This window comes from Roseibium sp. R5 (assembly GCF_055755305.1).
The window spans coordinates 745,383-765,228 of record NZ_CM146910.1 but is presented as its reverse complement, the minus strand read 5'-3'; the positions used below and the strand labels follow the sequence as shown (position 1 = coordinate 765,228).

Annotated in this window: 20 protein-coding genes; 19 read left to right on the top strand and 1 reads right to left on the bottom strand. The window is 56.2% G+C overall.

The window, feature by feature from the left end:
• On the bottom strand, positions 1 to 813 hold the full coding sequence (locus AC0J4F_RS03565) for a glycine-rich domain-containing protein (RefSeq protein WP_473025420.1): 813 nt from the start codon (positions 811 to 813) through the stop codon (positions 1 to 3).
• Between the two features lie 340 nt (positions 814 to 1,153).
• Between AC0J4F_RS03565 and dnaK the strand changes: the two genes are divergently transcribed.
• The 19 genes from dnaK (at position 1,154) to AC0J4F_RS03470 (ending at position 19,818) form a co-directional block, all read left to right on the top strand.
• A complete protein-coding gene (gene dnaK, locus AC0J4F_RS03560) occupies positions 1,154 to 3,076 on the top strand; it encodes a molecular chaperone DnaK (RefSeq protein ID WP_409685391.1) in 1,923 nt (640 codons plus the stop codon).
• Between the two features lie 158 nt (positions 3,077 to 3,234).
• Positions 3,235 to 4,365, top strand: coding sequence for a molecular chaperone DnaJ (gene dnaJ / locus AC0J4F_RS03555; RefSeq protein WP_473025419.1), 1,131 nt, complete (start codon positions 3,235 to 3,237; stop codon positions 4,363 to 4,365).
• 76 nt (positions 4,366 to 4,441) lie between these two features.
• Positions 4,442 to 5,101, top strand: a complete 660-nt coding sequence (locus AC0J4F_RS03550; RefSeq protein WP_473025418.1) for a class I SAM-dependent methyltransferase — start codon at positions 4,442 to 4,444, stop codon at positions 5,099 to 5,101.
• Between the two features lie 50 nt (positions 5,102 to 5,151).
• Positions 5,152 to 5,727 (top strand): NADPH-dependent FMN reductase, encoded by a 576-nt coding sequence (locus tag AC0J4F_RS03545; protein ID WP_473025417.1) that lies wholly within the window; start codon positions 5,152 to 5,154, stop codon positions 5,725 to 5,727.
• A gap of 98 nt (positions 5,728 to 5,825) precedes the next feature.
• Positions 5,826 to 6,386, top strand: a complete 561-nt coding sequence (gene hslV, locus AC0J4F_RS03540; protein WP_055672334.1) for an ATP-dependent protease subunit HslV — start codon at positions 5,826 to 5,828, stop codon at positions 6,384 to 6,386.
• A gap of 167 nt (positions 6,387 to 6,553) precedes the next feature.
• Positions 6,554 to 7,663 (top strand): hypothetical protein, encoded by a 1,110-nt coding sequence (locus tag AC0J4F_RS03535; protein ID WP_473025416.1) that lies wholly within the window; start codon positions 6,554 to 6,556, stop codon positions 7,661 to 7,663.
• Positions 7,664 to 7,704: 41 nt separating this feature from the next.
• Positions 7,705 to 9,009, top strand: a complete 1,305-nt coding sequence (gene hslU, locus AC0J4F_RS03530) for an ATP-dependent protease ATPase subunit HslU (protein WP_209178832.1) — start codon at positions 7,705 to 7,707, stop codon at positions 9,007 to 9,009.
• Positions 9,010 to 9,078: 69 nt separating this feature from the next.
• Positions 9,079 to 9,573 (top strand): universal stress protein, encoded by a 495-nt coding sequence (locus AC0J4F_RS03525; protein WP_040451306.1) that lies wholly within the window; start codon positions 9,079 to 9,081, stop codon positions 9,571 to 9,573.
• Between the two features lie 194 nt (positions 9,574 to 9,767).
• Positions 9,768 to 10,325 (top strand): NifU family protein, encoded by a 558-nt coding sequence (locus AC0J4F_RS03520; protein ID WP_473025415.1) that lies wholly within the window; start codon positions 9,768 to 9,770, stop codon positions 10,323 to 10,325.
• A gap of 152 nt (positions 10,326 to 10,477) precedes the next feature.
• On the top strand, positions 10,478 to 11,155 hold the full coding sequence (gene tsaB / locus AC0J4F_RS03515) for a tRNA (adenosine(37)-N6)-threonylcarbamoyltransferase complex dimerization subunit type 1 TsaB (protein WP_473025414.1): 678 nt from the start codon (positions 10,478 to 10,480) through the stop codon (positions 11,153 to 11,155).
• Complete coding sequence (rimI, locus tag AC0J4F_RS03510) at positions 11,152 to 11,640, top strand: ribosomal protein S18-alanine N-acetyltransferase (protein WP_209178834.1); 489 nt, start codon at positions 11,152 to 11,154, stop codon at positions 11,638 to 11,640. The genes tsaB and rimI overlap by 4 nt, the downstream gene beginning before the upstream one ends.
• A gap of 43 nt (positions 11,641 to 11,683) precedes the next feature.
• The gene (locus AC0J4F_RS03505; protein ID WP_473025413.1) at positions 11,684 to 12,133 is read left to right on the top strand and encodes a Fur family transcriptional regulator; all 450 of its coding nucleotides are present in this window, start codon (positions 11,684 to 11,686) and stop codon (positions 12,131 to 12,133) included.
• Entirely contained in the window at positions 12,126 to 12,992 is an 867-nt protein-coding gene (gene olsA, locus AC0J4F_RS03500; protein WP_473025412.1) for a lyso-ornithine lipid O-acyltransferase, read from the top strand. Before AC0J4F_RS03505 ends, olsA begins: the two co-directional genes overlap by 8 nt.
• Positions 12,993 to 13,117: 125 nt before the next feature.
• On the top strand, positions 13,118 to 14,578 hold the full coding sequence (miaB, locus tag AC0J4F_RS03495; protein ID WP_473025411.1) for a tRNA (N6-isopentenyl adenosine(37)-C2)-methylthiotransferase MiaB: 1,461 nt from the start codon (positions 13,118 to 13,120) through the stop codon (positions 14,576 to 14,578).
• A 74-nt stretch (positions 14,579 to 14,652) separates the two neighbouring features.
• Positions 14,653 to 15,711: a PhoH family protein gene (locus tag AC0J4F_RS03490; protein ID WP_133949751.1), complete on the top strand. Its 1,059-nt coding sequence runs from the start codon at positions 14,653 to 14,655 to the stop codon at positions 15,709 to 15,711.
• A 10-nt stretch (positions 15,712 to 15,721) separates the two neighbouring features.
• A complete protein-coding gene (gene ybeY, locus AC0J4F_RS03485; RefSeq protein ID WP_420339090.1) occupies positions 15,722 to 16,243 on the top strand; it encodes an rRNA maturation RNase YbeY in 522 nt (173 codons plus the stop codon).
• Positions 16,244 to 16,291: 48 nt separating this feature from the next.
• Positions 16,292 to 17,473 carry a hemolysin family protein gene (locus tag AC0J4F_RS03480; RefSeq protein WP_473025410.1) on the top strand — a complete coding sequence of 394 codons (1,182 nt, stop codon included), beginning with the start codon at positions 16,292 to 16,294 and terminating at the stop codon, positions 17,471 to 17,473.
• 131 nt (positions 17,474 to 17,604) lie between these two features.
• The gene (gene lnt / locus AC0J4F_RS03475) at positions 17,605 to 19,221 is read left to right on the top strand and encodes an apolipoprotein N-acyltransferase (protein ID WP_473025409.1); all 1,617 of its coding nucleotides are present in this window, start codon (positions 17,605 to 17,607) and stop codon (positions 19,219 to 19,221) included.
• A gap of 192 nt (positions 19,222 to 19,413) precedes the next feature.
• On the top strand, positions 19,414 to 19,818 hold the full coding sequence (locus tag AC0J4F_RS03470) for a helix-turn-helix domain-containing protein (RefSeq protein ID WP_094073420.1): 405 nt from the start codon (positions 19,414 to 19,416) through the stop codon (positions 19,816 to 19,818).
• The last annotated feature ends 28 nt before the right edge of the window (positions 19,819 to 19,846 follow it).

The following is a 19,846-nucleotide window of genomic DNA, read 5'->3' as shown; positions in this document are numbered from 1 at the left end:
TTAGTCACCGCATCCGCCGCACCCGGAACCTCCGCCACCACCCCCATCAGATCCGCACCCACCAGAACCGCAGCCGGATCCTTTGGTCGATTTCTTCAGCAGTGCAATCAGGACCAGCGCCACGGCAACAATCCCGAAGAAAAACCAGAGCGTATGCTCTGTAGCCCAGTGCCACACCATGTTGCGGAGCTGTTCCAGCACGGTGTCGCCCGCCGGTGTGCCGTGTGCGAGGGCCAAACCGGTGCCTGCGAAAAGTGCAAACAGGACCATAGCGACCCCCTGAAGAGATGCAGGAACACGTCGCAGACAGTGACCAGTAGTTTTGATCATTGAAAGCCAGCCCGGTTTGCGGAGAACCCAGAAATCCTGTGTGTTGATCCGGAGGAAATGCGGTGCCCTGCCAAATCGTAGGTGTGCAGGAGGCCAGATGTCGCTGGGCGGCTCCCCAAATTCCTGGCGATAGAGAGCGAGTGTCTCCTCATAGGCCCTACGAAATGTCTGAGCCTGGTCCACACCGCCTTTGGTCGGCATGTGATGCAGCGCTGCTCCCAAGGCTTCTTTGAATGGTCCCCAATAATGACGCGTGTAGGTCAGATGCAGGTGCCAGGTCTGATCGACTTCATCGCTGGGCGTGACCATCCCAGCCTTCATTTGGCTGAGATAGGCAAACCGCTGATACTCAACAACAACACGCGCCGCGAAACTTTTGGTCCATCCGTTGTCCCGGGCCAGACGGTGGGAAAACGGGAATGCTGCCTCCACATCATCGGGGTGGCACTTCGATATCCGGTGCCAGAGGTCGGGATTGCGCATGCTGCTGTCTCCGGGGCCAGGAAATTGGTCTGGAGCAGTTTATGCGAGGCCGCTAAACAAATTCCGAAGTGAAACCGTTGAAAACATCACTGCCTGCTTAGCTGCGGTGTCGCCGGTAACCTTCTGCAAAGAAATATCGCCGACATATCCCAACGCCTGTAAAAGCCTGTGAAAAGGTCTCTTGCAGGCAAAGTTTCATCCACCTATATAGCGGTCAAGCGTCGCGCCAAATCCTGGGCAGTTGCCCCGGCGCGGCATCCGGGAAGATCCCGGAAACCCAAAGAGGAGCCGGTTTGACGCCTTTAAGGGTCTCATCGGTTTGCTAGAAAGAGAGGCAAAAATGGCAAAGGTCATTGGTATCGACCTCGGCACGACGAACTCGTGCGTCGCCGTCATGGACGGCAAAGATTCCAAAGTTATTGAAAACGCAGAAGGCGCCCGCACCACCCCATCCATGGTGGCGTTCTCGGACGACGGTGAGCGTCTCGTTGGCCAGCCGGCAAAACGCCAGGCAGTCACAAACCCGACAAACACCCTTTTCGCAGTCAAGCGCCTGATCGGCCGCCGGTTCGATGATCCGACCGTCGCGAAGGATCAGAAGCTGGTTCCCTTCGACATCGTCAAGGCCGACAACGGCGATGCGTGGGTAGAAGCCAACGGTGATAAGTATTCCCCGTCCCAGGTCTCTGCATTCATTCTGCAGAAAATGAAGGAAACCGCTGAGAGCTATCTCGGTGAGAAGGTCGAGCAGGCGGTCATCACCGTTCCGGCCTACTTCAACGACGCTCAGCGTCAGGCAACCAAGGATGCGGGCAAGATTGCCGGTCTTGAAGTCCTGCGGATCATCAACGAGCCGACTGCGGCCGCACTGGCCTACGGTCTCGACAAGAACGACGGCAAGACCATCGCGGTTTATGACCTTGGCGGCGGTACGTTCGACGTGTCCATCCTGGAAATCGGCGACGGCGTCTTCGAAGTGAAGTCCACCAACGGTGACACCTTCCTCGGTGGTGAAGACTTCGATATGGTCCTCGTCGATTATCTGGCTGCCGAGTTCAAAAAAGAGCAAGGCATTGACCTGAAGAATGACAAGCTGGCTCTGCAGCGTCTGAAGGAAGCTGCCGAAAAAGCGAAGATCGAACTGTCGTCCTCGTCTCAGACCGAAATCAACCTGCCGTTCATCACTGCAGATGCGTCCGGTCCGAAGCACCTGACCTTGAAGTTGACCCGTGCGAAATTCGAAGCGCTGGTTGAAGATCTCGTCAAGCGTACCGTAAAGCCGATGGAAGCTGCATTGAAAGATGCAGGCCTGGCCGCTGGTGAAATCGACGAAGTGGTGCTTGTCGGCGGCATGACCCGTATGCCGAAGGTTCAGGAGACTGTTCACAAGTTCTTTGGCAAAGAACCGCACAAGGGTGTGAACCCGGACGAAGTGGTCGCCATGGGTGCTGCCATCCAGGCCGGCGTTCTGCAGGGCGACGTCAAAGACGTTCTTCTTCTCGACGTTACTCCGCTGTCTCTTGGTATTGAAACACTCGGCGGTGTCTTCACACGTCTGATCGACCGCAACACAACGATCCCGACGAAGAAGAGCCAGGTGTTCTCAACTGCTGAGGACAATCAGACGGCTGTGACCATCCGCGTCTTCCAGGGCGAGCGTGAAATGGCCGCGGACAACAAGGTCCTTGGTCAGTTCGACCTGGTCGGATTGCCGCCGGCACCGCGTGGCGTTCCGCAGATCGAAGTGACCTTCGACATCGATGCGAACGGTATCGTCAATGTGTCCGCGAAAGATAAGGGCACGGGCAAAGAGCAACAGATCCGCATTCAGGCATCTGGTGGTCTGTCCGACGCCGACATCGATCAGATGGTCAAGGACGCGGAAGCGCATGCGGACGAAGACAAGAAGCGCAAAGAGCTTGTCGAAGCCAAAAACCAGGGCGAGTCGCTCGTTCATTCGACTGAGAAGTCTTTGGCCGACTATGGCGACAAGGTTTCCGAAGACGACAAGTCCGCGATCGAAAGCGCTCTTGGCGATCTGAAGACCGCGCTCGAAGGCGAAGACCTTGAAGACATCAAGGCCAAGACACAGGCTCTGGCCGAGGCGTCCATGAAGCTTGGCGAAGCCATGTATCAGCAGGCCCAGGCCGATGCCGAGGCGAATGCTGAAGGCGGTGACGCCGATGCTGAAAAGGCCGATGACGATGTCGTTGATGCGGATTTTGAAGAAGTCAAAGACGACGACGACAAGAAGTCTGCATAACTTAAAACCTTTGCAGCCAGCCGTTTATCGGCTGGCTGCTTGATTTCCGGCGCCGGTTGCGCAGTTGCCTGACTTAAGGCACATGCGCCCTGCGCCTTTGCCGTGATGGCGCTGAGTGATAATGGCAGCCACCGGCAGGACAAGACCGAGAGATCTTGATGTCGAAACGTGATTTCTATGAAGTTCTGGGAGTTGCACGTGATGCGGACGATAAGGCGCTCAAAAGCGCTTACCGCAAGATGGCGATGCAGTTCCACCCAGACCGCAATCCAGGCGATGCGGAAGCTGAAGCGAAATTCAAGGAAGTCAATGAAGCCTACGACACGCTGAAAGACGGCCAGAAACGCGCAGCTTACGACCGGTTCGGCCATGCAGCCTTTGAAAACGGCGGATTTGGCGGTGGTGGCGGTGCCGGCGCCCATGACTTCTCTTCGACAATGTCGGACATCTTCGAAGAATTCTTCGGAATGGGCGGTGGTGGCCGGAGATCCGGTGGCCGCGAGCGCGGCGCAGACCTGCGCTACAACCTCGATGTGACACTCGAAGATGCGTTTACCGGCAAGACCGTAGAAATCGAAGTCCCAACAAGCATTACCTGTGACATCTGTTCAGGCTCTGGCGCGAAACCGGGAACAAGCCCGACGACCTGCCGGACCTGCGGTGGCGCTGGCCGCGTACGGGCTGCACAAGGCTTCTTTACACTGGAGCGCACATGTCCGAGCTGTCAGGGCAAAGGACAGGTGATTTCTGATCCGTGTACTGGGTGTGGCGGCTCGGGCCGCAATACTCAGGAACGGACCCTTTCCGTCAATATTCCGGCCGGGATCGAAGACGGCACAAGGATCCGTCTTGCGGGTGAAGGCGAAGCCGGTGTGCGCGGTGGCCCATCCGGCGATCTTTATATTTTCTTGTCCATCCGTCCGCATGACCTGTTCCAGCGCGACGGGGCAGACCTTTATTGCCGCGTTCCGATTTCCATGTCCACGGCAACTCTCGGCGGTCAATTCGATGTGCCAACGGTCGACGGTTCAACGAGCCGTGTGAAAGTGCCGGAAGGAACACAGACCGGAAAACAGTTCCGCCTTCGAGGCAAGGGCATGCCGGTCATGCGGTCCAGCCAGCACGGTGATATGTACATTCAGGTCACCGTTGAAACACCGACCAATTTGACCAAACGCCAGCGGGAACTTCTCGCGGAGTTTGAAAAGGAATCCTCGGGCGAAAACCACCCGGCGTCGGCTGGCTTTTTCTCCAAGGTCAAGGATTTTATCGACAATTTAAGCACATAACCGCCGCGCCCCGCTTCTGGTAACGCTGACCGAACACGCCTATATGTAAATTTCATGACAGGTGTGAGGGTGGATTTTGAAGCGGATCGGGATCAAGCGGGAAGCCATTCGGGACAAACTTGAAAAAGCGGATGCGGTCCGCATGAAAGTTATGGATGAGGTCAAGTTCATCCGCTCCTGGGCGCAAAACCCGCTTCGCACGGGGGCTGTTGCGCCCTCCGGACCCGAACTTGCTTCGAAAATGGTCTCTTTCTTGATCCCGCGGCCGCATTCAAAAATCGTTGAGCTCGGCCCGGGAACAGGTGTGGTGACAAAAGCACTGTTTGACGCCGGGTTTTCGAACCGCGATTTGAACCTCATTGAATACAGCACGGACTTTTGTGAACACCTTGGCGGACGGTATCCAGGCTTGCCCGTCCTGCAAGGTGACGCTTATGCCTTGAGGCAAACCCTTTCCAAACCGGGTGGTTTTTTGCGTGAAGCGGCAGAAGCCAATCATGTTCTCGACGGTATCGTGTCGTCTTTGCCGCTGCTCAACAGGCCGGACGTTCACCGCCGAGCGTTCGTTGAAGAAGCTCTTCAGCTTTTGAAGCCCGGTGCGCCGCTGGTTCAGTTTTCCTACGGTCTGGCAGCCCCTGTGAAGCCACTCACACGGAGTGTTTCGGTCTACAGTTCGGAATGGATCTGGAAGAACTTGCCTCCGGCCCGCGTTTGGGTTTACCGGAAGGCCAACTGACCGTAGCTTAAAGCTTCCCTAGCAGATTGAATGTCTTTGGAGAGGGCTTCATGCGAAACCCAAAAATTATCGTATTGTCCGGTTCCGCACGCGCTGGATCCTACAACAGCCAGCTTGCGGCTCTTGCTGCCAAGAAGCTGGCGATTCTGGACGCGAAAGTGACGCGCATCTCGCTGAAAGACTATCCATTGCCCATCTATGACGGGGATTTTGAAGAGGCGGATGGTGTTCCGGAGAACGCGGAAAAGCTAAAGAAACTGTTTGCCGAACATGACGGCGTTTTTATCGCTTGCCCGGAGTATAACGCGGGAATCACGCCGCTTTTGAAGAATACGCTCGACTGGATTAGTCGGGTGAAAGGGCCAGGAGAAGCCTATCGCGGCAAGGTTTTCGCTGTGGGCGCGGCATCACCTGGCGGCTTCGGAGGCATGCGTGGCCTGATCGGCATGCGAACGATCCTTGAGGTGGGGCTGGGCGCAATGGTCTTGCCGCAGATGATTTCCGTCGCAAAGGCAAGCGGGGCCTTCAATGGCCGGGGGGATCTCGCGGATGAGCGGGCATCCGCCAATCTCGACAAGATGGTCGATGCACTTTTGCGCGCGACCCGGATAGAGCTATCTCACTGAAATAGGCGAGTGAAAGCAGTCTCCTCGCTCTGGTCGCTTTTCAAACTGTGGCGGGATGCTTACATACAGCGCCGCACCAAAGACGTTATGAGGATTAGATGAGCGAATCGCGTGAGCCGGCCGTTTGGCACGGCACCACCATCATGATGGTCCGCAAGGGCGGCAAAGTGGTTATCGCGGGCGATGGTCAGGTATCGCTGGGACAAACAGTTATCAAGCACACGGCCCGCAAGGTCCGCCCGCTTGCGAAAGGTGAGGTGATTGCCGGATTTGCAGGGGCAACGGCCGATGCCTTCACCTTGTTTGAGCGTTTGGAATCCAAACTCGAACAGTATCCGGGCCAGTTGATGCGGGCCTGTGTCGAACTGGCCAAGGATTGGCGGACAGACCGGTATCTGCGCAAGCTGGAAGCCATGATGCTGGTTGCAGACAAGAACACATCCCTTGTGCTGACCGGGACAGGCGACGTCTTGGAGCCGGAAGGCGGGATCATGGGAATCGGCTCTGGTGGCAACTATGCGCTTGCAGCCGGCCGCGCTTTGGCTGACACAGATTTCGATGCGGAGACGATCGCTCGCAAGGCGATGGCCGTGGCCGCTGAAATCTGCGTCTACACCAACGAAAGCATCACGGTGGAAGTCCTCGAAACCGCCGAATAAGGAGGTCTTCCAGGCTCCCCGAACGATCCAGATCAATGCAAGGCAAAAGCAATCAGGCGAAATCGAAAAACTGATTGCTGTGCTTCTGCCTTGCTTGCACTACCGGCGGGCGGAAGCTTGAGAAATTCGGATTGACAGACTTCTTTGCATGCCGGACGGAGGATCTCTTGAGCGAGGCGAGCCAAAAATTGAACAACAAAGAGAGCCCGCTGGATTCAGCGCGGTTGGCGGCCGCCGTCTCCGAGGGCATTTTGACCGAAGACCAGGCTGAGCGGCTTACAGATTTCTGGACCCGCCGCGGCGGTACTGGTCCATTGGCTGAAACATTGCCGCACGCGGACATCGAAGAAGTGCGGTTCGTGCGCGGCTTCCATGACATTTTTATCAGTCTTGGGATCGGGATACTGATGGTCGGGCTGGTGTATGGTTTGCAGAACCTGTTGCCGGCTTGGGCAATCTCCGCAGTTGGCGCTGTGTCCATTTGGGGGCTGGCGGAAGTTTTCTCCCGCCGCATGCGGTTGGCTCTGCCGTCTTTCCTGCTCAGCCTTACATTCACCCCCTTTTTCTTCATGGCGTGTTTCGGGCTGGTCGTTGATCAGGACCTGACCGGTTTGAGCCTCGGTGGCTGGCGGCAAAACTATGAAACTTGGCTGGTAATCCCCACCTCGTTGGTCGCCCTTGCAGGCGCGGTGCTGTTTTACCTCCGCTTCAAGGTTCCAGTTGGGATTGCCGGGATCACCGGCGGATGCCTGTTCATCGTGGCTGTGCTTATTGAGATGGCGGCCCCCGGGCTGATCGACCGGTATCACGTTGGTTTCTTCCTGGCTCTTGGGCTCGTTACCTTTGCATTGGCGATGAGCTTTGATATCAAGGATCCAGCCCGCGTCACGCTGAATTCCGACAAGGCCTTTTGGCTTCATCTGATGGCCGCACCATTTATCGTGCACTCGATCCTTGCCTTGGTCTCCAGCTACTCAGGTCAAGGTTCGGTCGGTTACTCGGTTGCTGTCATCGCGCTGTTTATGATTCTGGCAATCGTGGCGCTGGTTGTTGACCGGCGGGCCCTTCTGGTTTCCGCAATGAGCTATCTTGGTTTTGCAATCGGGTATTTGATCCTGGAAGCCAATGTTTCGGAAGAGGCCGCCTTTGCCGTAACCCTGTTGTTGCTGGGTGGTTTTATTCTGCTTATTGGCTCCGGCTGGAGCCTGTTACGGCGCGTGCTTTTGGCGCCCTTTTCAGGTCAGCCCTTGCTGCGCTACCTTCCTGCGACCACATAACCGGCAATGATCATCTACTTCTGTGCGAGTGAAACCCCTGAATGACTGACTTTTCTCCGCGTGAAATTGTATCTGAACTCGATCGCTACATCGTTGGCCAGAAGGACGCTAAACGGGCGGTGGCCATTGCCTTGCGCAACCGCTGGCGCCGCCAGCAGCTTGAGGGGCAGATGCGCGAAGAGGTTCTGCCAAAGAACATTCTCATGATCGGCCCGACCGGTGTTGGCAAAACCGAGATCTCCCGGCGTTTGGCGAAACTGGCACGGGCTCCCTTTACCAAAGTTGAGGCCACCAAGTTCACCGAAGTTGGCTACGTGGGCCGGGACGTTGAGCAGATCGTCCGTGACCTTGTGGAAGCAGGTATCTCCCTTGTTCGCGAGGAAAAACGGGAATCCGTGAAAGCCAAGGCCCATGTCTTGGCAGAGGAGCGCGTTCTGGACGCGCTTGTTGGTTCAAATGCAAGCCCGGCCACCCGGGAGAGCTTCCGCACCAAGCTTCGCGATGGCGAAATGGACGACAAGGAAATCGAGGTTGAAGTGCCGGCACAGGCACAAATGCCAAGCTTTGACTTGCCGGGCATGCCGGGTGCGAGCGTCGGTGTAATGAACGTCTCGGATCTGCTCGGCAAGGCGTTTGGCGGCCAAACGAAAACGAAGCGGACAAGTGTGCGCGATTCCCATCAGCTCTTGGTGAATGCGGAATCAGACAAGCTTCTGGATGAAGACAAGATCGTCGAGGAAGCCATCTCGCTTGTAGAGAATTCGGGCATCGTTTTTCTCGATGAGATCGACAAGATCTGCGCCCGGGAAGGCCGTGCTGGCGGTGATGTTTCAAGAGAAGGCGTTCAACGCGATCTCCTGCCGTTGATCGAGGGCACGGTCGTGTCGACCAAACATGGCCCGGTTCGCACCGACCATATTCTGTTCATTGCGTCCGGCGCGTTCCATGTTGCCAAGCCCTCGGATCTTTTGCCGGAATTGCAGGGCCGCCTGCCGATTCGGGTTGAACTGCGGGCACTGACCAAGGAAGATTTCCGGGCGATCCTAACAGAGCCTGAGGCCAGCCTGATCAAGCAGTATGTCGCCCTGATGGAAACCGAGGGTCTGAAACTGTCTTTCACCGAGGATTCCATTGAGGAAATCGCGTCGGTGGCCGTGGATCTGAACGGATCGGTTGAAAACATCGGTGCACGGCGTTTGCAGACCGTCATGGAGCGGATTCTGGACGAAATCTCTTTCACGGCACCGGACCGGTCTGGGGAAGAGGTCGAGATCACGGCAGAGTTCGTTCGCGAAAACATTGGCGATCTGGCGAAGAACGTCGATCTGTCGAAGTTTATTCTGTAATTTGGACCGGTATCGCAGGCTGCGAATTCGCCGCTTGCGGCTTGCCGGGACCAGTGGCAGCATGTGGTCATGGTAGCAATTCGAAAAAGTAACGAAGAGGGTCACCGCCGGAAGTTTCTGGTGGTGGTCGACGACACACCGGAATGTGATCGCGCAATTGTCTATGCAGCTAAGCGGGCAGCGCGCACCAGCGGTGTGGTCACATTGCTGTTCATTATCGCACGCGGGGATTTCCAGCATTGGCTGGGTGTTGAGGACATCATGCGTGCCGAAGCGCACCAGGAGGCAGAAGCCACTCTGGCAAAAGCAGCGCAACGGGTTCGCTCAGTCGCCCGCACGGAACCGGAAACGGTTATCCGTGAAGGCACCATGAGTGAAGAGATCCTGGAGCTGATTGAGGCTGATGCCGACATAGCCATCCTCGTTTTGGCGGCAAGCACCAACGCGGATGGGCCGGGGCCGTTGGTTTCCTCGATCGCTGGCAAGTCCGCGGGAACCTTTCCGATCCCTGTGACCATCGTTCCGGGAAATCTGGATGATGATTCCATCGCTGCTCTAGCCTGACCTGCTGTGAGGAAAGACGCCTGAGGCGCTTGATCCCCAGCGACGAAAACCTATCTAGTTTTTAATGGTTCCAAACTGACGCAGGATCGGTTAGAAGATCCTATCGGTGTTTTGCGATGATGGAGAGGCCGCAAACACATTTGCCACATTGGGCGCACAGGTGACACAGCGCGGACAGCGCAAGGACGGAAAACATGTTCATTCAAACCGAAGCCACACCGAACCCGGCAACTCTTAAGTTCCTTCCAGGACGGGTTGTCCTGCCGGAAGGAACGTATGATTTCCGGTCCAAGGCCGATGCTGGTGCATCGCCGCTTGCAGAGAAGCTTTTTGATGTGCCGGGCGTTGCCGCCGTTTTCTTTGGCCATGATTTTGTGACCGTAACCAAGGATGACACGGACTGGCAGCACATGAAGCCGGCAATTCTCGGTGTCATCATGGAACAGTTCATGTCCGGTCAGCCGGTCATGAATGCCGGTGAAAGTGAAAACATCGAAGAAGGCGAGTTCTTTGAGGAAGGCGATCAGGAAACGGTCGCGACCATCAAAGAGTTGCTCGAAACCCGCGTGCGTCCTGCTGTCGCACAAGATGGCGGCGACATCACATTCAAGGGATTCAAGGAGGGGATTGTTTACCTTTCCATGCGTGGTGCCTGCGCTGGATGCCCGTCCTCGACCGCAACGCTTCAGCACGGCATTCAGAATCTTTTGCGCCACTTTGTGCCGGAAGTTGAGGAAGTGCGTCCAATCTAAAGCGAATTTCCGCTTTGTTTTATTGGCCCGGCCTGCTTGCCGGGCCTTTTTATTCTCTCTGGTATTTCTCTGTGGGTTTCAAGCCCCCCATTGGACCTAGATCCAAAGCCCGGCTCGACTCTGCGATGCGGCCGGGGTAGTGGCAAGTTATCATGCGTGTTCTGGCAATCGATACAGCACTGGCCAATTGCGCTGCCGCCGTTCTTGACGATGGCACCTCTTCAGCGTGTTTCGAAACCTGCGGCGAAGAGATCGGGCGCGGCCATGCGGAGAAGCTCATGGACATGATCGGAACCGTGATGGCCGAGAGCTCGACAGCCTTTTCCGATCTCGACCGGGTTGCTGTAACCGTTGGACCGGGAAGTTTCACCGGTCTTCGTGTCGGGTTGGCCGTTGCCCGCGGCTTTGGCCTGGTTCTGGAAAAGCCGGTTGTCGGTGTTACCACATTGGCGGCGATCGCACGGTCCTGCGCATCCGGCGACAATGGCCCCCCGATCCTCGTCGCTCTCACCGGAAAAGGCGACGAAGTTTATTGTCAGCTCTTTTCTCACGATGGCGAACCACTTGACTTTGCCGGTGTCCAAACCCTGTCAGATCTTGCAGGGACACTGCCTGAGGACATAAGATTTGCCGGTTCGGCGGCAGACCGTGTTGCCGACGCAGTGGGAGCGGAAGACACGCGCGTGATTTCCAGGTGCGGTTATCCGGGAATACGGGCCGTTGCCGAGCTTGGTCTCATAACGGATCCGCGAGGGGCGTCTCCCTCCCCATTGTATTTGCGGCCGCCGGATGCGACGCCGCAGACGAAGGGAAGGATTGAACGGCAATGAGTTTTTGGTGGTTCTGGAGCCAGCCGCCTGTCGTTGAAGAGGCGCTGGACGAAGATCTGCTGAAGGTCGCCGAAATCCACGCAGCTTCATTCAAACATGCCTGGGACGTTGAAGAGCTTGCCCGTATGAAGGCGCAATCCGGAACGTCCATTCTGGTCGCGCGGCGGGCCAGCCCTTATGGAACGCAGGGGCCACTTGGTTTCTTAATCCTTAGAACAGTCGCGGATGAGGCGGAAGTGATCACGATCGCTGTACATCCGCGCCAACGTGGCCGCGGCATTGGAAAGAAGTTGATGGAGGCCGGATTGTTCCGCCTCTATGGAGAACGCTGCAAGAGCTTGTTTCTGGAAGTGGATTCGGCGAATGAAGCCGCGATTTTGCTCTACCGCTCCCTTGGATTCCGGGAAGTTGGCCAACGAAAAGGATACTACAGCGACAGTGGAGGAGACGGGACAGCGCTTGTCATGCGCGTCGATCTTGGTTAGAGCGCTTTGAGATCCAACCGGAAGCGGAAGGCAATTGGAGTTTATGACGGACGAGCGGATACCATCGCTGGCGGAACTTTGTGTCCAAAAAGGCATGCGCATGACCGAACAGCGCCGTGTGATTGCCTCAGTGATCGAGCAGGCCTCAGAAGAGCATCCGGACGTGGAGGAACTGTATCGCCGATCTGTTGCGATTGACCCGAAAATCTCCATCTCTACGGTCTACCGCACCGTCAAACTGTTTGAAGATGCCGGCATGGTTGAGCGCCATGATTTTCGAGATGGCCGTTCCCGTTATGAGACTGTGCCCGATGAGCATCACGATCATCTCATTGATCTGCGCAGCGGACAGGTGATCGAGTTCCGGAACGAGGAAATTGAAGCCTTGCAGGAGTTCATTGCCAAGAAGCTGGGCTACAAGCTGGTGGATCACCGATTGGAACTTTATGGCGTTCCGATCGATCCGAAAAAAGGCGGGGACACGGATGGCTGAAATCAAGGCGGTTTTGACGATCCTTGTGTTAACGGTCGTCTCGCTGATCTTGATTCCACTGCAATGGATTGCAGTGAAGCTAAATCTCCCAATCCAGAAACACCTTCCTCATCTCTGGCATAAAATTGCAACCGGCCTAGTTGGTATTCGCATTCACCAGGAAGGGCAGCCTGCGGCAGAGCGTCCTTTGTTGATTGCCGCCAACCATGCTTCCTGGGTGGACATCACCGTTATCGGTTCTTTGATGCCGCTGTCCTTTATCGCCAAGTCGGAAGTTTCCGGCTGGCCGGTCTTTGGTCTCTTTGCCAAGCTCCAGCGGACGGTTTTCGTCAACCGCACCCGGCGATCGCAAACGGCAGAAGTTGCTGACACGATCGCCGGCCGGATGGCAGACGGTGATGCCATGGTGCTCTTTGCGGAAGGCACATCCAACGATGGGAATTGTGTTTTGCCGTTCCGTTCGGCTCTTTTGGGAGCTGCAACGCGCGCCGCGGGGAATGATCAAGACACCACGGTTTGGGTCCAGCCGTTGTCGATTGCCTATCAGGGCTTGTTCGGAATGCCGATGGGGCGTGTGCACCGTCCGCACGTCGCCTGGTACGGGGATATGGAGCTTGCGGGCCATCTTTGGGGCATCTTTAAGCATGGTGCTCTCGATGTTGCCGTCCAATGGGGAGAGCCTGTTCGTGTTGACCAAACAACGGATCGCAAGGCCTTGACACAGCAGCTTGAACGGGAGGTCCGCGCTTTGACCATGGCTGCTTTGCGTCAAAAACCGGTCGAACGGTTCGATTCCGATGAAATCGACGCTGCTGAGTTCTTCTCAAATGAAGAAAAAACCGCTAAAGCTGGCGCCTGAATTGAGGTGCAGCCTGCCTCCGACGTGATTAAACGCGGGCAGACACAGGTGCGGGATAAAGTCTCGCCCAAAAGCACGATCACCACGAGATATGCCGTCCGTCCCACAGGGACCATGAGGAGCGAATGACGAGCCGCCCGGAAGCAGAACTGGACACCTCCGCAGCCGCGGAAACAAAGACCGTATCAGGTGACAATACGCGCAAGGTTTTTGTGCGCACCTACGGCTGCCAGATGAACGTCTATGACAGTGAGCGCATGACCGATGTGCTGGCACCACAGGGCTATTCCACGACTGAAGACATGGAAGAGGCCGATCTGGTCATTCTGAACACCTGCCACATCCGGGAAAAGGCCGCTGAAAAGGTTTATTCAGAGCTTGGGCGGATCCGGAAGGTCAAGGAAGAACGCGCGAAAGCCGGCAAGGACATGATGGTTGGTGTGGCCGGCTGTGTGGCGCAGGCGGAAGGCGAGGAAATCTCCCGCCGGGCACCGATCGTCGACATGGTCGTTGGTCCGCAGAGCTATCATCAGCTGCCCTCGCTTTTGGACAAGGCGCGCCAAGGCCAGAAAGTTGTCGAAACAGAGTTCGACATCGATGCGAAGTTTGACCATTTGTCTGAGCGGGCTGAAAAGCCGATCATGAAACGCCCACCGGCCGCATTCCTGACGGTTCAGGAAGGCTGCGACAAGTTCTGTACCTTCTGCGTCGTTCCTTATACCCGCGGTGCCGAAGTCTCCCGGTCCGTGGAACAGATTGTTACCGAAGCTCAGCGCATGGCAGCCTCTGGTGTGCGGGAGGTGACTCTGCTTGGCCAGAACGTCAATGCCTATCACGGCGAAGCTGCGGATGGGTCAACCTGGGGGTTGGGTAAGCTTTTGCGCCGCTTGTCGGAAATTGATGGGCTGGATCGGCTCCGCTACACGACCAGCCACCCGCGCGACATGGACGATGATCTGATTGAAGCCCACCGGGAACTGAAGAGCCTGATGCCCTATCTTCATCTGCCGGTGCAGTCCGGGTCTGACAAGATTTTGAAGGCCATGAACCGCAAGCACACGCGGGATGAGTATTTCCGACTGATCGACCGGATTCGGGAAGCAGCGCCCGACATTGCCCTTTCCGGCGACTTCATTGTCGGTTTCCCAGGCGAAACAGATCAGGACTTTGAAGACACGATGGATCTGATCCGCCGTGTTGAATATGGCTCTGCCTTCTCGTTCAAATACAGTCAACGCCCCGGCACGCCTGGGGCGACCATGGAAGATCAGGTGCCGGAAGACGTCAAATCTGCGCGCCTGCAGGAACTCCAAGCGCTTCTGAGCGAGCAACAAAAAGCCTTCAATGCGTCCCGCAAAGGGATGACCTGCGATGTGCTTTTGGAAAAGAAGGGCCGGAACCCGGGACAGCTTGTTGGCAAGTCTCCATGGTTGCAGCCGGTCCAGCTGGATGCACCAGAGTCCATGATCGGCAGTGTACAAGCGGTGGAAATCGTTGAGATCGGAAGCAATTCGCTGTTCGGACGGCTGATTGCGGGGCAAGATACTGCTGATGGATCCGGTGCCATTCCGGCCCCGGCCGCCTAAGGAGACGTCATTTGACGCGCGACAGCCAATCTTCTTCCCGCAGGCTTTCTGATGAAGCCGCTTCGGCTTCCGACATGACCCACATCGTTCTCGCTTTTGAAGACAATCGTTTGATCGGCGATCTGTTTGGCCAGTTCGATCAGAACCTTGCCTTAATAGAGCAACGCCTCGGCGTGGACGCGATTGCACGCGGCAATCAGGTGACGCTGAAGGGGTCGCAAGCCGGCTGTGCCCAAGCCCGGGCGGCATTGGAAGCCCTTTATCAGCGCTTGTTGCAGGGGCAGGAAATTCATCCAGGCGATGTCGATGGTGCTTTGCGTATGGCGGCGGCCAACGAAGCCCAGCTGCCGTTGCCGACCCTTGAGCCGAAATCCCGGTTGGCGTTCGCACAAATCGCGACGCGCCGGAAAACCATTGTGGCGCGCACGCCAACACAGGATGCCTATATCCGGTCCATGGACCGGGCGGATCTGATTTTCGGTACCGGCCCGGCTGGAACTGGTAAGACGTTCCTCGCGGTTGCCTACGCGGCTGCGCTATTGGAACGCGGCGATGTGGCGCGTTTGATCCTGTCCCGGCCTGCAGTTGAAGCCGGTGAGCGTCTGGGCTTCTTGCCGGGAGAAATGAAAGACAAGGTCGACCCGTATCTCCGGCCGATTTATGACGCGCTTTATGAAATGATGCCGGCTGAAAAAGTTGATCGCGGACTACAATCCGGAATGATCGAGGTCGCGCCACTCGCGTTCATGCGCGGACGTACGTTGTCAAACGCCGTTGTTTTGCTCGATGAAGCGCAGAACACGACATCGATGCAAATGAAAATGTTTCTGACCCGGCTGGGCGAGGGATCAAAGATGATCGTGACCGGCGACCCGAGCCAGATCGACTTGCCCTCGGGCCAGAAATCCGGCTTGCGTGAAGCTCTGGGTCTGCTGACCGATATTCCTGCGGTTGCACATATCCGGTTCAACGAAACCGATGTTGTTCGCCATGAGTTGGTCGGCCGGATTGTCACGGCTTACGATAATGCTTCGCGCGAAGAAGCACAGGCACGTGAACGCCAGTTTGCGGCCCGCCAAGGCGAAAGCGAAGATCAGGATCGCCGGCCGCGCAACAGCGCAGCGGCTTCCTGAAGGGGCTTTTGTGACCAAAGCTGAACATGCGCCTGAAGAGGTTTTGATTGATATCGCGGTTGAGGCCGGTGATTGGCCGGATGAGGCCGCGTTGATCAAACTGGCGCAAACCGCGATTGCTGCTGGAATAAAAGGCGCGGATCTTGAAGTTCTGGAAGAAACCGAGCTGTCACTGCTCTTCACAAATGATGAGGGGATCCGCAAACTGAATCATCAGTGGCGGGACAAGGACAAACCGACCAATGTGTTGTCCTTTCCCGGCAGCAACCCTCAGGATGATGTGTACGGCCCTCTGCTCGGCGACATAGTTTTTGGCTATGAGACAGTGGCCAAAGAAGCAGAAGAACTGGGAATTGAATTTAACAATCACCTTACCCATCTCACTGTTCATGGATTGCTTCATCTTTTCGATTATGATCATCAAGAGAAAGACGAAGCTGAACTGATGGAAAGCTTGGAAACGGCCATATTGGCCGGTTTGGGTATTGATGATCCTTATGCTGGCCGGCCACTTGAAGCCGATGGCGATTAAAGGGACAGTAGGGGTATGACCCGTTGCTTCAGGGTCCTGAAACGATAGATGATGAACGCAGTTGAACCAAACAGTTCCGGTGGCGAGGCGGATTCCGCCCAGCACGGAACGGCGCAGGACGGGGAAGACCCGCAACAGACCAGGCCGCAGAAACCTGCGGCATTCTTCTCCTCGCTCAAACGGCTTCTCCGCTTGGGGCGCGACACATCCAACTTGCGTGAAAATCTGGAAGATGAACTCGCCCGCGAAGGGGCGGGAGATACAGCATTTTCGCCTGAGGAACGCATGCTTCTTGGGAACATTCTTCGTTTGCGTGAAAAGCGTGTTGACGATGTCATGATCCCAAGGGCCGACATTGAAGCGGTCGACCTAGGCACGAGCCTTAGCCGGGTTATGGAGCTGTTCCGAAACAGCGGGCACTCCCGCATGCCGGTTTACGAGGACACGCTCGACGATCCGCGTGGCATGGTTCACATCAAGGACCTGATGGCCTTCATAGCCGAACAAGGGGCAGGTTCGAGTGTAAACAGGTCAGATACGCTCGGTCAGTCCGGGGACACCGAACGCCTGACCATCGTGGCGCCAGCACCTGGTCATAATTCCTCAGATCTCGATCTGTCGTCGGTCGATTTGTCGATTTCGCTCCGGGATGCAAACCTCATTCGGAACCTGCTTTTTGTTCCACCTTCCATGCCGGCAACGGACCTGATGGCGAAAATGCAGGCTGGCCGGATCCAGATGGCGCTTGTGATCGACGAATATGGCGGCACGGACGGTTTGGTCTCCCTGGAGGATCTCGTCGAAGAAGTTGTCGGCGACATTGAGGATGAGCACGACGAAGACGAAGAAGCGATGCTTGCAGATGCCGGTGACGGCATTTGGATCGCGGATCCAAGGCTGCCGCTTGAAGATCTCGATGAGGCCCTTGGAACACAGTTGAGCGACGGTGAGATATCCGAAGATGTCGATACGCTCGGCGGATTGCTCTACGTCACGGTTGGCCGCGTGCCGGTGCGCGGCGAGCTTGTGCTCGTGGATGACGTGCCGGGCTATGAGTTTGAAGTCATGGATGCGGATCCGAGGCGGATCAAACGCTTGAAGATTCGCCGTCGGCGCGCTGAAGTTCGGTCGCCGGAAGTCAGGCGCCGTTTGAAACGTCCTGAAACCGACCCGTCCGAGACCGATCAAGATGCGCCAGAAAACAAAGAACAGCGGCCAATCGCATCCTAAAATTTGGTCGCTCGGGACCCTGATGGACTAGGCTTGGCGTTTGGCGGTCGAGCGCTGCGCCGTGGAAAGGGTTGACCGGCTCGCTGCTAGCAGACAAATCTGCCAACGTTTTTGCAGCGAATCGGATCCATATGAGCCCGCTTTTTCAGAAGCTTTCCGTCATTCCAAACACGTTTCTGCTCGCTTGGGGATGGCGACGTCGGTTGCTGTGCTTTTTGTGTGGCAGCGCTTCAGCCTTTGCCCTACCGCCATATGGTCTCTTTCCAATCCTTTTTCTAACCTTTCCCGGATTCGTTTGGCTCCTGGATGGGGCTTTGGAGACAAACCGGAGCGGCGTATTCAAGCGGCTGCGCACCGGGTTTGCGCTCGGTTGGTTGTTTGGCTTTGGATACTATCTCTCCGGTCTTTGGTGGATTGGCTCGGCTTTTCTGGTCGATGCCGAACAGTTTGCCTGGTTGATGCCGTTTGCCGTTGTAGCCATGCCGCTTGGCTTGGCTCTGTTCACGGGCCTCGCCGGAGCCATTGCGGCGGCACTTTGGGGGGACTCCAGGACCCGGGTGCTGCTCCTGGCAGCAGCGATGACGCTTGCCGACTGGCTCAAAGGAACGATCCTGACCGGATTTCCCTGGAACTCTTACGGTTATGCTTTTTCAGAAAGTCTGGCTCTTTCTCAAACGGCCGGCGTTCTGGGTATATACGGTCTGACGTTTCTGGCGTGGAGCATCTTTGCAGCGCCGGCTGCGCTCGCGGACAGCAGGCCACTCCCGCTGCGCGTCTTGCCTGTTGGTTTGGCAGCAGCTGTTCTGGTTCTTATGGCGACCTATGGCGTATATCGGTTGGCGCCTGATACCACTGTGTACGAAGATCTGGATATCCGGATCGTTCAGCCTTCAATCAACCAGCAGGACAAGTGGCGGCCGGAGCTGCGCGACGAGATTTTTCAAACCTACCTTGATTTGACAGAAGCGCCGCTTGGCGGGGAGGGGCGGGTTGGAACACCACAGCTGGTGGTCTGGCCCGAGTCTGCGGTACCGTTCCTGCTCACGAGGGAGCCTGGTGCCTTGCATCGGATCTCGGCAGCGCTTGGGCAGAACAAAGAGCTGGCGGTCGGCGCGGTCCGGGCAGAGCCAGGCGAAATCGGCCAAGTCTATTTCAACAGCATCTATTTGATCGGAAATGATGGGACCGTGCGCGGGCTTTACGACAAGGTGCGCCTGGTCCCGTTCGGTGAATATGTCCCGTTCCGCCCATTGCTGGATAAACTGGGTATCAGCAATCTGGCAGGTCCCGGTGCAGGTTTTGAGGCTGGAGACGTGCGGCGCCCCTTGTCAGCAATGGACAAGTACCAGTTTCTGCCACTGATATGCTACGAGGCAATATTCCCGGCTGAAACTGCTGGTGTGGCACCGAGACCTGCGTTTCTTCTCAATCTGACCAACGATGCGTGGTTCGGCCGGACACCAGGTCCTTACCAGCACTTTGCGCAGGTTCGGCTGCGTTCTATCGAAACGGGCCTGCCCACAATCCGCGCCGCCAACACCGGAATATCCGGTGTGATAGATGGGTTGGGGCGTGTGGTGACTAAACTTCCGGTATTTGAACGGGGTGTGATTGATGCTCGGCTACCTGTGCGAGAACCGGAAACGATTTACGGTACATTTCTGGATACTCCGATACTAATCATTTCGGTAATTATTGTAATTTTGACCAGTATTCATCGATACAACCGCAATTCCCGTCTAAATTGATATTTTTTGTTTGAGTTGAGTGAAAGAATTGTGATACAACCGTGACATAGCTGATTGAAAGCTAACGTAGGCGTAAGCGGGAAGTTGCGGGCAAACTTTCTTCTTTTCAGGTTTGTGGGGACCTGATTGGGCTTGCGCCAAATAAAAAATATTGGCTGCAAAAAGCCAAATGACTCAGAAAGAATAACGCCAATGCCCAGTAAGAAATCACCTAATCCAATCGATATCCATGTTGGAAGCCGCGTGCGCTTGCGCCGCATGATGCTCGGAATGAGCCAAGAAAAACTTGGCGAAGCGCTAGGCATCACTTTCCAGCAGATCCAGAAATACGAAAAAGGCACCAATCGCATTGGCGCCAGCCGGTTGCAGCATATCGCAACTATTCTGAAAGTACCGGTTTCCTTCTTTTTTGAAGATGCGCCTGGAACGCCGGAAGAAGCTGAAGGCTTTGGCGAAACCCAACCCACGTCTTACGTCGTGGATTTCCTTTCCTCGTCGGAAGGTCTGTCTCTCAACAAGGCATTTGTGCGCATAGAAGACCCGAAGGTCCGCCGCCGCATTGTTGATCTGGTCAGATCCCTCGCCGGCGACGAATAATAAAAACAACCATCTTCTTGACGTGGCC

What these genes read in the sequence shown, in the direction of transcription:
- dnaK (WP_409685391.1), top strand. Translation starts at nt 1,154, where the DNA reads ATGGCAAAGGTCATTGGTATCGACCTCGGCACGACGAACTCGTGCGTC.
- olsA (WP_473025412.1), top strand. Translation starts at nt 12,126, where the DNA reads ATGGCTGAAATCAAGGCGGTTTTGACGATCCTTGTGTTAACGGTCGTC.
- hslU (WP_209178832.1), top strand. Translation starts at nt 7,705, where the DNA reads ATGACTGACTTTTCTCCGCGTGAAATTGTATCTGAACTCGATCGCTAC.
- AC0J4F_RS03525 (WP_040451306.1), top strand. Translation starts at nt 9,079, where the DNA reads ATGGTAGCAATTCGAAAAAGTAACGAAGAGGGTCACCGCCGGAAGTTT.
- hslV (WP_055672334.1), top strand. Translation starts at nt 5,826, where the DNA reads ATGAGCGAATCGCGTGAGCCGGCCGTTTGGCACGGCACCACCATCATG.
- tsaB (WP_473025414.1), top strand. Translation starts at nt 10,478, where the DNA reads ATGCGTGTTCTGGCAATCGATACAGCACTGGCCAATTGCGCTGCCGCC.
- AC0J4F_RS03565 (WP_473025420.1), bottom strand. Translation starts at nt 813, where the DNA reads ATGCGCAATCCCGACCTCTGGCACCGGATATCGAAGTGCCACCCCGAT.
- dnaJ (WP_473025419.1), top strand. Translation starts at nt 3,235, where the DNA reads ATGTCGAAACGTGATTTCTATGAAGTTCTGGGAGTTGCACGTGATGCG.
- AC0J4F_RS03480 (WP_473025410.1), top strand. Translation starts at nt 16,292, where the DNA reads ATGATGAACGCAGTTGAACCAAACAGTTCCGGTGGCGAGGCGGATTCC.
- AC0J4F_RS03470 (WP_094073420.1), top strand. Translation starts at nt 19,414, where the DNA reads ATGCCCAGTAAGAAATCACCTAATCCAATCGATATCCATGTTGGAAGC.
- AC0J4F_RS03505 (WP_473025413.1), top strand. Translation starts at nt 11,684, where the DNA reads ATGACGGACGAGCGGATACCATCGCTGGCGGAACTTTGTGTCCAAAAA.
- lnt (WP_473025409.1), top strand. Translation starts at nt 17,605, where the DNA reads ATGAGCCCGCTTTTTCAGAAGCTTTCCGTCATTCCAAACACGTTTCTG.
- rimI (WP_209178834.1), top strand. Translation starts at nt 11,152, where the DNA reads ATGAGTTTTTGGTGGTTCTGGAGCCAGCCGCCTGTCGTTGAAGAGGCG.
- AC0J4F_RS03520 (WP_473025415.1), top strand. Translation starts at nt 9,768, where the DNA reads ATGTTCATTCAAACCGAAGCCACACCGAACCCGGCAACTCTTAAGTTC.
- miaB (WP_473025411.1), top strand. Translation starts at nt 13,118, where the DNA reads ATGACGAGCCGCCCGGAAGCAGAACTGGACACCTCCGCAGCCGCGGAA.
- AC0J4F_RS03490 (WP_133949751.1), top strand. Translation starts at nt 14,653, where the DNA reads ATGACCCACATCGTTCTCGCTTTTGAAGACAATCGTTTGATCGGCGAT.
- AC0J4F_RS03545 (WP_473025417.1), top strand. Translation starts at nt 5,152, where the DNA reads ATGCGAAACCCAAAAATTATCGTATTGTCCGGTTCCGCACGCGCTGGA.